Genomic DNA, 12,083 nt, shown 5'->3' with positions numbered 1-12,083 from the left:
GATCAATTGTCGTCCTGATCGAATGTCACGAGCTTTGCCGCCCTGGACAAAAGCGCAGGATCAAACAGCTCTTTGGTGTTTTCCTTGATGGCGGCCTTGGCAATGGATTTGAGCCGGTCCTTATCCGCGCGTGTCACCCGGGCCAGGTCGACCTGTTGCGCGATGGCAGCAATAGTACGATTGATGAACACATCCGCCGCCTCCAACGGCAGGCCAAGCTCCTGGGCGCGGGCTGCCAGCCTGATGGATTTGATACTGTCGCCCCCAACCGCAAAGAAATCTTCCTGCACCGAGACCGCCTCGCGCCCCAACAGCCGCGCCCAGATCTCGGCAATCTGCTGTTCGGTTTGGGTTTCCGGCGGCACCAGATCCACCTGCCCCTGATCCGGCCAGTCCGGCTCGGGCAGCGCGTTCAGATCGCGTTTGCCATTCGCCGTCAGCGGCAGGTCAGGCAGCGGCAGCAAAAGATCAGGGATCATCGAATAGGGCAGACGTTGGCTCAGATTGGCCCGGATCTGCACCTGATCCGGCGGCTGGCCCTGGGCGGTCACAATATAGCCAACCAGTCGCAGCCGGCCCTCGGGGTCGGAACGCGCCTGGACAACGGCGCTGGAGATCTGAGGGTCCTGAACCAGCGCCGCTTCGATCTCGGCCGGTTCAATCCGCACCCCCTGCAGCTTGACCATACCGTCAAGCCGCCCCAGGAAATCTATCCGCCCATCCGGGCGCCGCCGGGCCATATCCCGCGAGCGATACAGCCGAGCCCCGGAGCGGCTGGAAAACGGATCAGGCAGAAATGCAGCCTGGTTTTTTGCCACATCCCCACGATAGCCCCGGCCAACGCCAATGCCCCCGATATACAGTTCACCCGTCACGCCTGCGGGAACCGGATTGAGCGCCGGATCCAGCACATAGGCCGCCATATTACGGATGGGCGTGCCAACCATAATGATGGGTGCCACGTCATCTTCGGGCGTCATTTTGACCAGCCGATAATGGCATTGATCATCCGAACATTCAGTCGACCCATAGGTATTCAGGATCGGGATCTCGGGGTAAAGAGCCAGCCAGCGGTGGCAAAGCTCAGTGGGCAGGGCCTCCCCTGTTGGCACCAGCCAGCGCAGCGCTCCGAGATCCGGTGGCTGTCCCGCCGTCTCGGCCTCTTCGATCAGAGCCCGCATCATCGAGGGCACCACCTGCAGAACCGTCACGCCCCGGTCTCGACAGGCCGCAAACAACCGCGCCGGATCTTCGATGTCGCCTTCTGCAATGACCTGAACCGAACCCCCGCAGGCCAAGGGGGCCAGGTTTTGCCAAACCACCACATCAAAACTGGCCGGGGCATTCTGCGCCAGACAATCGCGCGCAGTGAACGCCAGATCCTCCAGCTTACCCAGCGTGTGGTTCACCATGCCGAGATGTTCCACCATCACTCCCTTGGGGGCGCCAGTCGACCCGGAGGTGAACATCATATAGGCCAGATCCCTGTCCCCTGGCAGCTCAGGCACAGCACCATCCTGAGGTCCTGACAACAGGCTCTCGATACTCAGCACCTTTGGGCCAGAAACGCCGAGCGTGACCCGCAGCGCAGCTTCGCTGGCAGCAGAGGTCAGAACCAGCAGGCTTTCGCTCAGACCCAGAACTTGTTGCAACCGTTTGGGCGGCGTATCTGGCGCCAGTGGCAGAAAGGCGCCACCCGCACGCTGTGTGGCAAGCATGGCCAGAGCCAGATCACAGCCGCGCGGTAAAACCAGAGCAACCATGGTTTCACGCCCGATCCCACGTGCTGCCAAGGCCCGCGCCAGATGCTGCATCCTGTCCCGCAATGCGCCGTAGGTAAGCCCTCCGGCGGGGCAGGAAACGGCCAACGCATCCGGGGTTTTCTGCGCCCAGCCTTCAAACAGCTCAACTACGGAGCTCTGCTCAGGTCGGGGCACAACTGGCCCCTTGGCCGCTGCAATCACCGCTGAGGCTTCGCCCCTTTCCAAAAGCGGCAGTCTGGCCACCGGTTCGGCAGGGTTTTGAACCAGAGCGCGCAACAGAACCCGAAAACAGCCCGCCATATCTTTAATAGTGTCTGCGGAGAACAGAGCCCTGTCGTATTTCCAGGCCGCCTGCAGCCGCCCCAGACTATCGCGCTTCATTTCCAGGTTGAGGTCAAACTGCCCATCCTGCTGGGCCAGTTGTAACCCGGTGAGCTCAAGATCAGCAAAGGCCACCGGGCTTTCGCCCTTCCCCGGCAAAAAGGCATTCTGCAGTGCCGGGTAGCGATGAAATTTCTGCAAAACAAAGGTCGTCTGAAACACCGGGGGCCGGCTGAGGTCACGCACCGGTGCCAGGCGATCCACGATCTGCGAAAAAGGCACCTGCTGATGTTTCATCGCTTGCAGCAAGTGGTCCCGCTGGGCCGCCACATGCGCGGCAAATGTAGTCCCCTCATCAAAGGCGGCCCTGAGCGGCAATATATTGATAAAATCGCCAATGGTCGCATCAGTTCCGGGCAGGCTGCGCCCCGAAAAGGGCGTTCCGACCAGCAGCTGAGATTGGCCGGAAAACCGATGCAACAGCACCTGATAGGCGGCCATGAGCACCACAAACAGGGTGGTATCCTGATCCCGTGCCAGCGCTTCGAGGCCAGAGGTCAAATCTGCATCCAGGCTCTGAAAAATCGTTGCGCCGTGAAACTGTTGTCGGGCCGGGCGCGGAAAATCCGTGGGCAGATCCAACACCGGCAAATCTCCGGCCAGTTCCTGCGCCCAATAGGCCAATGCGGTTTGATGCTTGCCACGCGCGTGCTCCAGCTGCATCGCCCGCACACAATCCCCATAAGTGACCGCAATCTCCGGCAATACACCCGCGGCAGGCGCCGCACCACGGGCCTGCTGCTCCGCCCTATAAAGTTGGCGCAGCTCATCCATCAGCACCACCAGGGACCACAGATCCCCAGTAATATGATGCATCGCCAGACAAAAGACATGCCGCTCTGCCCCGCATTGCCACAAATGGGCCCGCAGGCAGGCATCCCGGCGCAGGTCAAAGGGCTGGCGCGCTGTTTCTTCCAGCTTCGTGCGCAGCGCCTCCTCACTCCATCCTCTGGCGTCTTGATGCTGAATGTGCGGCTCTGGCCCATCGTGTCTGACCTGACGTAGACTGCCACCTTCTTCGGAAAAGGCACTGTGCAGACAGGCGTGCCGATCCACCAAAGCTGCAAAGGCGCGGTCCAGAGCGCCCCGATCCAAGGCTCCGGTGATTTGCATCGGAAATGCCATAGTAAAGGCGGCGCTATCCGGTGCCATCTGCCATAAGAACCACAGGGATTGCTGCCCGTGGCTCAGCGGGTGCCCCTTGCTCGAGGCACCCATTTTACGGCGCACAAGATTTTTCAACTGGGCTTTTAACGCGTCTTTGCTGAGGTCCTTTGGGGGGAGTTTCTGTGTCATGTGACCTCCGGTGTTGTCTGTTCAAGACGCGCAATCAGCGCCGCCAATTCTGTCTCGGACAGATCATCCGCACCGGCCAACAAGGACATCAAATCCACCGCCTCGACCTCCGCCTGAGGATCTGTTGCAGCAACAGTTTTCAGTCCTGGAATTGTCACCCCAGCAAGACCCGCAACATGGCTGGCAAGAGCCCGGATGCTGCGATGTTCCCAGACCAGCGAGGCAGGGAGGTCCACGCCAGTCCAGTCCTCCAGCGCCCCTGTCAGCAACATGGCCGCCACCGAATCCATGCCAAAGCTTGAAAACCGGGCCGCCTCGTCGATCGCAGCAATTTCGATCTGAAATTCTGAAGCCATCCAGCGTTTGATCCAGGCGCTAAGCGCGCGGACCTCAGCCGTTTTCGATGTCTCCCCATCACCCGACTGCAACGCATCACCCTGGCCAGAGGAGACCTGTGCCCCGCCTTGCTGTGCAGGCGCCACTTCTTGCTTTGGCTGCGGTTTTTGTCGCCTCAGCAACCCGTCGAGCTCATGATCTGATCCCGCCATCTGCTGTTCGACATCACCAATCGCGGCGGCGCAACTGTCGCGCAGAGCCTCCATCTCCATTTGATCCAACCGCACCGCCTGTGCAGGAGACATGGTCAGGGCCTTGGCCCAGGCCCTGTCAAACTGACGTCGCGCCCAATCCTGCGCCCGCCTGTTGGCCCCATCTGGGTTTGCAGCCCCTGTCTCGCCCTGATGAACCAGGCATGCCAGCATCAAGCCATGGCTTGCGGCTTCGCCAATCGCCAGATGCGCCTGGGCCTTGGCCGCAGCATATCCGCCCCAAAGGATCTGATGGTCCAGGTGATGTCGCCAGATCTGCTGGGCGCTCAGAGCCAACTCTGTGCCCAGCTCCGGTTGCTGCAACCGGGTGCCGACATAGTCCTCCAGCGCCTGCGGGAATTGCGCCAGACGCGCGCCGATATGCGCATTCATCGGCTCTGTTGGCCCCTCAAAGATTCGCAACACCCGTGCATCCCGCAGGATCTGAGGGGCGATGTTTGTCTCGATATAGCCCCGACCCGCCATTTGCTGGATCAGCCCATCCGCGGCCTTCCAGGCATATTCAGGCGCCAGAGATTTACAGGCGCAAAACATCTCGGCCGGGGGCGGTTGACCGGCATCCAGCTGCGCGGCTACCGTCCGCACCAGGGCGTCGATGCCAGTAGCGGCGCTTGCCAGTTCAGAAACCCGCAGGCTGGTTGCCGGGTTGTCCAGCAAAGCGCCCGTGGCAATCATACGACGGCTGCCGTGACGCAGCATCAGTTGCAGACAGCGCTTCACCACGCCCAGTGACATCGCAGCGATGGCAAAACGCCCGTATTCCATCGCATCCGAGGCCGCGACCATGCCCTGTCCGATTTCCCCCAGACGCTGATCCGCAGTGACCTCTGCCCCCTCCAGCAGCACCTCATTTTGCACCATGGCTCGCAGCCCCAGAGTCAAGGCCTCGGGGCCCTGGCGCAGCCCTGCGGTCTCAGCCTCCACCACAAAGCCACTGACCGCCTGGCCGCCCCGGGGATCTTCGATCCTGACAAAGGTATTGATCACCCCTGCCCAGGCCGCTGAGCCTGACCAGAGTTTACGCCCCTGCAGCTGCCAGCCCCCGCGGCCATTCGGCACCCCTCTGGCTGAGAGATTGCGAATATTCGAGCCCGCTCCAGCCTCGGTCATGGCAAAGGAGGCAAGCCTGCGCCCGCTGGCCAGCTCGGGCATCAGCCGCTCCACTAGATCCGGCTGAGCGTGGCGCAGAATGGGGCGCAGGCCCAAGGCATTATTGACAACCGTGAATGAGGCCAAAGTGGTGTCGATTGCCGCCATCTGCTGTACGACATCCACAAAATCACTGTTGCGCAGACCCAGCCCACCATAGTGCTGTGGCGCAACCATGCCCCAAAGCCCCTGCCTGGCAAAATCCATCACCACATAGGGCGGCATCGTGCGCCGCTCATCCATTTGGCGAGAGTTCAGACGTGTTTCGCCGTAGTGCCGCAGCCAGTCGATCAGATCCCTCGTGGTGCTGGACAGCGCCTCTGCATCCGGTGAGGGCTCTTGCTGGCCGCAGGTCTGAGAGGGGGTATCACCTGATAGAGTAGTCGAAACTGCGCGGGTATAGCGCGACGAAAACCAGCGCGCCTCGCCCGTCAAGGTGCCATCAGCAAATCCGCTCCGGCAGGCATGCCGCTTCTTTTTGCCGGTATGGGTCTTGGGCACCCCTTTGGGCGGCAACAGGACCAAAGCGCCCAGATCAAGGTCATGCTGCTCTGCCACCTGTGCCCGAATGATGGCCACAAGATGCTGCATTAGATCCTCCGAGGCCGCGCCACCACGCCGCAGCGTCCGAAGCGCGCTCCGCGTAACCTCATGCACCACAACCAACCGCTGGGTACCGCTATTTTCAGCGCCATTTTCACCATCAACCTGCCCCATGGCTTGCGCTGTGATTTCACTGGCAAAAACTACAGCCCCACCCGGCTCCAACGCCGGGTCGCAGGCCTCAACGGAGAGTTCGATATCTTCGGGGCTGTAATTGATGCCGCGCAGAACCATTACATCATCCAACCGGCCAATAACGATCAGGCCAGCGTCGCAGAACCCACCCAGATCTCCGGTGCGCAGCCACAGGCCAGTTTCCCCCTTAAGCCGGGCCTGAAACTTCTCTTGCGTCAGCGCATCGCGCTGCCAGTAGCCCGCCGCAACAGAAGGCCCCTGCACCCAAATCTCGCCAATCTCACCCGGCGCGCAGGCCTGCAGGCTTTGCGGCTCTACAATGCGAATTTCACAACCCAACTCTGCTCCGCTGCAAACCACCAATGCGCGGTGCCGCAGATGCGACTCTTCCACAGGTACCAACCGGCGCTGCCGCAGAGCCTCGCTATCAAACCGCGCCCATGTCAGCGGATTGGCCGGACCGTTGACACTAATGACCAAGGTGTTCTCAGCCATCCCGTAAGAGGGGCATTGCACATCCGCTCCCAGCCCGTTTTCAGCAAAACGGCTGACAAAACGCTGCACGGTCTGCGCCCGGACGGGTTCTGCCCCATTCAACAGAGCCTGCACACAGGACAAATCCAGATTTGCGGTCACACTGCGAGGCACCGCCAGACAGGCATCAAAGGCAAAATTTGGCGCAGCCGAATGGGTGACCTGATGCGCCTGCATCACCTGCAACCACCGCACGGGACGTTGTGCAAAATGGGCCGGCGGCATCAAAAGGCTGTGACTGCCTGAAAACACCGGTACGATACAGCCAAAGATCAGCCCCAGGTCGTGGTAATGCGGCAACCAGCACAACAGGCGGCTGGTCTCATCAATTGTAAAACTGCTGCAAACATCCGCTGCATTCTGCGCAATATTGTTATGGCTGATCGCTACCCCTTTGGGCGCTGACGTCGAACCCGAGGTATATTGCAGATGCGCGATATCAGTGCCCTTGGGATCCGGGTCGGTCCAGATCGCACCCGCCGGGGCGGGGCGGGACAACAGATCCTCAATAGCAAGCACCCGTAGATCCGGCAAAGCCTCGCTCAACCGCACCTTCATCTCCCGAGTCGCGATCACCAGACGGGCGCCGCAATCAGCCGCGACATTTTCTGTGTGATCCATCGGCTTATTTCGCTGCGGATACTTGATTGGCACAGCAATTGCCCCGGCATAGAGACAGCCAAAATAACACTGCAAAAAGGCCAACCCGGCAGGTAGCGCGATAAGCACAGGAGCCTGTCGTAACGTAAACTGCAGGGTCTTAGCCTCGGCCTGCAGGGCAAGAGCCAGGGTTTTGGCAGTGCCATCCAAGCCCTGATAGGTCAAGGTTTCCGGGGGCTGATCGGGTGACACTAGGAACGAAAATGCGACCTGTTTTCCTTCGGTTGCGCGGTCTTGCAAACTTCTGATCAATCCTGTGTCGAACCCCATTCTTTCTCTCCCTCTCTTCTCCCTTTGGCGCAGGCCGCGCATGTCGCAACACCACTCATCCTATCCACGCTCTACGCGGCCCCGAGTCAGGGCCCAGCAGTCTGCGGATTTCAAACCCCTGCGCTTCAACCAAGACCACCCCTCGTGTCAGGCCACACTGGACTGATTCCTACGAGGCCCGGAGCGCGCGAAGGCCGTTGCATCTGCCTTGGTTTTTTAATTATGATTCAAACCTTTGGAGATTTTTGGTCAAATAAAACTCCAGACAGAAACCGCTACGACTTTCTCAAACCTGGCAAGCTAGATTTTAAAACTTCAAATCCACAGGCAAGAGATCGCCATATATTTGAAACCACAAAATAATTATCAACACAACTTAAATATGTATTACACAACTCAAAACAGTATATGGATGTTTGAAAAATTTCATGTTACTGCTTTATTCCTGCTTAGGTTGTTTTTGTTTTTCGACTGACAGCACCGGTACTGACATCCCGATCTATCTAACATGAGGAGAATCCCCGTGGAAAAAGCGGAAGCCAAAGCCAAAAAAGACTCCATGAAAGCCGAGATGAAAGCCAAACATAAGGCAAAAGGAAAAGCCGAGGGCAAAGCCCAGAAAGACGAGAGAAAAGCAAAGGCCAAGGATATGAAGGCAAAGGAGAAAGCAGGAAAAGATTCCGCTAAAGCCTCTGCCAAATCAATTAAAGGCGAGAAAAAAGCCGAAGCCATGGCCGGCTGATCCCTGCGCCAGCACCATTGGGCACCCTTGCGCCCTGCGCTGGGTGCCCATCGCCTATCACTACACCGATCGCCCGACGATGAATTTGGCGACCCGCAACGCTTCGGACCGTTCAGTCAGGGCCATCCAAGGCCTCTGTGACGGTGTGGACGGTTGTTTTGACCAACACAGGGAGGGAACGTGGAGCTATCCGATCTATCCCAATTCCATCGTATTTCGGGCGCTTGCCTGGACTGTGGGCGCCAGCACGCCATCACTGCGCGCAGCCTGGCCTGCGCCTGCGGCGGCAATCTTGAACTGACACAGCCCCTCGCGGCTTCTCCAGACAGGCTGCGACATGGGGTTCAGACGTCGCCGCAGTCTGGCATGTGGCAATTTGAAGATTTTTTACCCCTCAGGGCTGGCTGGGGCTCGCATTTGCAGGTTGGCGGCACCCCCTTGCTGGATCTCGGCCCCCATCAGGGCCCCAGGCTCTGGCTCAAGGATGAGACCAGAAACCCCTCCGGCTCGCTCAAGGATCGCGCCAGCGAGCTGGTCCTCGCAGTGGCGGCGGCCTTTGAGATCGACGAAGTCATCATGGCCTCTACGGGCAATGCGGCGGCCTCGCTGGCGGCCGTAGGTGCCGCACAGAAAACCCGGGTGACTGTGATTGTGCCGCGGGACATTCCGGTAGCCAAACTGGCCCAGATTCAAGCCTTTGGCGCTGAGGTGCACAGAATTGAAGGCCCCTATGCCGCTGCCTGCACCGTTGCTGGCAACCTGGCACGGGCGCGCGGTGCCCTGAACCGAACAACCGGCCTCAATCCCTTTACCCGCGAAGGGAAAAAGACCTGCGCGCTGGAGATAGCGGCACAATTGGACTGGCAGCCCCCCGATTGGGTGGTGGTTCCAACCGGAGATGGCAATATCCTCAGCGCCATGGCCAAAGGGTTTTCCGATCTCAAAGCCTGCGGATTGATCCCGCATCTGCCCCGGTTGCTGGCAGTGCAAACCGCCGCCGCCTGCCCTATTGCCCAGGCCTTTGACCCTCGTCTACAAGGCGGGGCGCAGACCACCTGCGCCGATAGCATCCATGTCCCGGCGCCGATGGATGAACGCGCCGCCGTCCGGGCGCTACGCCACAGCAATGGCCGCGCGGTGGTGGTGGATGATGCAGAAATCTCCAAGGCGGTCATGGCTATGGCCTCTAGATTTGGCATCTTTCTGGAACCCTCTTCAGCCGCCGGATATGCCGGGTTTGAAAAACTACAACAACAGGGCGGTTTTGCCACGGATGAGCGGGTGGTCCTGTTGGGCACCGGAACCGGGCTCAAGGATCTGCGCGTTGCCATTGCCGCCGCTGAGGCCCAGACCGCCCCCTGCCTGCATCCCGAGGATTGGCACACCCTGGTGGCCCCGCCCACCTGGCAGGAGCACTAGCCATGTGCGGAATATGTGGCGCTTTTTCCGCATCTGGCCCGCCTCCGGCTTCGCCACAGGTGGTGGCCCGAATGCAGGCACAACTGGCCCATCGCGGCCCGGATGATGAGGGCATGTTTCTGGATGACAGGGCAGCGCTCGGGTTTCGCCGCCTTGCCATTGTGGATCTGGAAGGCGGCAACCAGCCCATCGCCAACGAGGATGGCAGCCTGCACCTGATCTGCAATGGCGAGATTTTTAATGCGCCGCAGCTGCGCAAACGGCTGATGGCACGGGGCCATCGCTTTGCCACCGGCTCGGACGTGGAGGTCCTCCTCCACCTCTATGAGGACCATGGTGAGGCACTGTTGGATCAGCTCAACGGCCAATTCGCCTTTGCCCTCTATGACAGTGACAACAAGCGTCTGTTTTGCGCCCGCGACCCCTTTGGAGTGGCCCCTTTCTTTTACACGGAACACGGCAATGCCCTGATCTTTGCCTCGGAAATAAAGGCGATCTTGACCTATCCCGGCATCAAACGAGAAGTGGATCTGACTGGTTTGGATCAAGTGCTGTCCCTGCCCGGCCTGGTCAGCCCCAGAACCATGTTCAAAGGCATTCACAGCTTGCCGCCCGGATGCAAACTGGTGGTGGATGGGGCCGGGACGCGGTGCACAGCCTATTGGGATCTAAACTATCCGACAACGGCAGAGGCCCCCGACAGCACTGCCCAGCATGACAGGCAGGTCTGCGCCTCCTTGGCTGCATCGGTCGAGCGCAGATTGATGGCGGATGTCCCGGTTGGCAGCTACCTGAGCGGCGGGCTGGACAGCGCCTTTATCACCGCTCTGATGGCCGACCAAGGCTGCGAGGCGCTGAACAGCTTCTCAATCACCTTCGATCAACCGATGTTTGACGAAGACAGCTACCAAAGCCTCGTTGCCAAAGAATGCGGAACCATTCACCGCAGCTCACTGCATCCCGCCGAAGATATCGCCGCCGCTCTGCGGCAATCCATCTGGCACGCCGAATGCCCAATCAAAGAAAGCTACAACACCGCGTCGCTGGCGCTCTCGGCTGCCACCCGTGACGCCGGGGTGCCGGTTGTGCTGTCGGGTGAAGGCGCAGACGAGCTGTTCGCGGGCTACCTGGGCTATCGTTATGATGCCTTTCGGGCCCTACGTGGCCAGGTCGATCCACCCGCCGCCGAGGCTGAACTGCGCGCCAGAGCCTTTGGGGCAGCGGATCTGTTCTATGAAAAAGACCTCCTTGCCCACGAAGCACAGCGCCGCTGGCTTTATTCGGCCCCGCTGGCGGACCAACTACAGCAGTTTTGCTTTTCCAATACTGCGCTGGTGGACCCAAGCAAAGTCAAGGATCGGCATGTGATTCACCAACGCTCCTACCTGGATTTCAAACTGCGCCTTGGGGATCACCTGCTTGGCGATCACGGGGACCGGATGCTGATGGCCAATTCAGTCGAGGGGCGCTTTCCCTTCTTGGATCGCGATCTCGTGCAGCTGGTGACGCAAATCCCACCGGACCAATTGCTGCATGGCTTTGAGGAAAAACATGTCCTGAAACAGGCGGCCAAACCGCATGTCCCCGCAGAAATCATCAACCGGGAGAAATTTGCCTTTGGCGCCCCGGGCAGCGCCTTTTTGCTCTTGCAGAACTGCCCCTGGATTGCTGACCTCTTGTCCCCCGCAACAATCCGCGCCCAGGGCTTCTTTAACGTCGATTCCGTGGAAGCGCTCAAACGCGCTGCACTGAGAGGGCCTGCGCTGCCTTCCGGCGGGGCGCCGGATGACGCGCTTTTGACGGTGCTCAGCTTTGGAATTTTCCTGGAATGCTTTGACATGCCCCGCTTGGGGCCGGGAGGGATATGATGGCCATCACCGTTGTTGTCTCGGGCACCTCAGGTGCGGGCAAAAGCTCTCTGATGCGCCACCTCGCGGCACTGCAGGGCGGCGCGGCCCTGTTGTTTTTTGATGACTATGTCGAGCTGGGCACCGATGTGGATGAGATCCAGCAATGGGTCGCGGAGGGTGCCCCTGCGGATGCCATCAAGACACCAGGGCTCACGGATGATCTGCTGGCCCTACAGTCTAATCAAACCATCCATCCCTCGGGAGGTCGCGCGCCAGTCGCTCCGGCCGAGCTGATCCTGCTGGAAGATCCCTTTGGCCGCGCCCGCAGCGCCCTTGCGCCGCTGATCGATCTGGCGCTGCACCTAGAATTACCCCCGGACATTGCGCTGGCCCGTCGCTCGCTGCGCCGCGCCCAGGCACAACCGGACCCGGCGCATGCGCATTGGCACGCAGAAGCCCTGGAGGATCTTGCTGCCCAGTTTCAGGCATATCTGGGGCCACAACGGCAGGCCTATCGCCTGGCAGAGGCGCAGGCCAGAGCGCAGGCCGACAGGATTCTTGACGGGATGTACACGCTGCCGGAACTGGCAGCCCAGGCACAGCAGGCCATCGCCGCGCTGCACCCCGCAGCCGCAAAGGCCCCTAGAAACAGGTCACAAACCAAGGAGTAGCC

At 60.1% G+C, this 12,083-nt stretch carries 6 protein-coding genes; 4 read left to right on the top strand and 2 right to left on the bottom strand.

Translation table 11 applies throughout. The annotated features are described in order from the left end of the window. Window positions 1-2: 2 nt before the first annotated feature. Both AN476_RS14085 and AN476_RS14080 read right to left on the bottom strand, forming a co-directional pair. Window positions 3-3,440 carry a non-ribosomal peptide synthetase gene (locus AN476_RS14085; protein ID WP_054462235.1) on the bottom strand — a complete coding sequence of 1,146 codons (3,438 nt, stop codon included), beginning with the start codon at window positions 3,438-3,440 and terminating at the stop codon, window positions 3-5. Continuing rightward, window positions 3,437-7,399, bottom strand: coding sequence for an AMP-binding protein (locus AN476_RS14080; RefSeq protein ID WP_054462234.1), 3,963 nt, complete (start codon window positions 7,397-7,399; stop codon window positions 3,437-3,439). Before AN476_RS14080 ends, AN476_RS14085 begins: the two co-directional genes overlap by 4 nt. A 523-nt stretch (window positions 7,400-7,922) precedes the next feature. Between AN476_RS14080 and AN476_RS14075 the strand changes: the two genes are divergently transcribed. The 4 genes from AN476_RS14075 to AN476_RS14060 all read left to right on the top strand — a co-directional run bounded on the left by AN476_RS14075 (window position 7,923) and on the right by AN476_RS14060 (window position 12,081). Then, the gene (locus AN476_RS14075) at window positions 7,923-8,141 is read left to right on the top strand and encodes a hypothetical protein (RefSeq protein WP_054462233.1); all 219 of its coding nucleotides are present in this window, start codon (window positions 7,923-7,925) and stop codon (window positions 8,139-8,141) included. A gap of 180 nt (window positions 8,142-8,321) precedes the next feature. Further along, the gene (locus AN476_RS14070; protein WP_157063764.1) at window positions 8,322-9,560 is read left to right on the top strand and encodes a pyridoxal-phosphate dependent enzyme; all 1,239 of its coding nucleotides are present in this window, start codon (window positions 8,322-8,324) and stop codon (window positions 9,558-9,560) included. Window positions 9,561-9,562: 2 nt separating this feature from the next. After that, window positions 9,563-11,428, top strand: coding sequence for an asparagine synthase (glutamine-hydrolyzing) (asnB, locus tag AN476_RS14065; protein WP_054462231.1), 1,866 nt, complete (start codon window positions 9,563-9,565; stop codon window positions 11,426-11,428). Beyond that, window positions 11,428-12,081 (top strand): hypothetical protein, encoded by a 654-nt coding sequence (locus AN476_RS14060; protein ID WP_054462230.1) that lies wholly within the window; start codon window positions 11,428-11,430, stop codon window positions 12,079-12,081. Before asnB ends, AN476_RS14060 begins: the two co-directional genes overlap by 1 nt. The last annotated feature ends 2 nt before the right edge of the window (window positions 12,082-12,083 follow it).

It is taken from the genome of Phaeobacter sp. 11ANDIMAR09 (genome assembly GCF_001294455.1).
Lineage (GTDB): Bacteria > Pseudomonadota > Alphaproteobacteria > Rhodobacterales > Rhodobacteraceae > Pseudophaeobacter.
The sequence above is the reverse complement of the archived record's forward strand: the minus strand, read 5'-3'. Positions and strand labels throughout refer to the sequence as shown.

Coding starts and splice junctions, on each gene's coding strand:
- AN476_RS14085 (WP_054462235.1), bottom strand. CDS start 3,440: ATGACACAGAAACTCCCCCCAAAGGACCTCAGCAAAGACGCGTTAAAA.
- AN476_RS14080 (WP_054462234.1), bottom strand. CDS start 7,399: ATGGGGTTCGACACAGGATTGATCAGAAGTTTGCAAGACCGCGCAACC.
- asnB (WP_054462231.1), top strand. CDS start 9,563: ATGTGCGGAATATGTGGCGCTTTTTCCGCATCTGGCCCGCCTCCGGCT.
- AN476_RS14060 (WP_054462230.1), top strand. CDS start 11,428: ATGGCCATCACCGTTGTTGTCTCGGGCACCTCAGGTGCGGGCAAAAGC.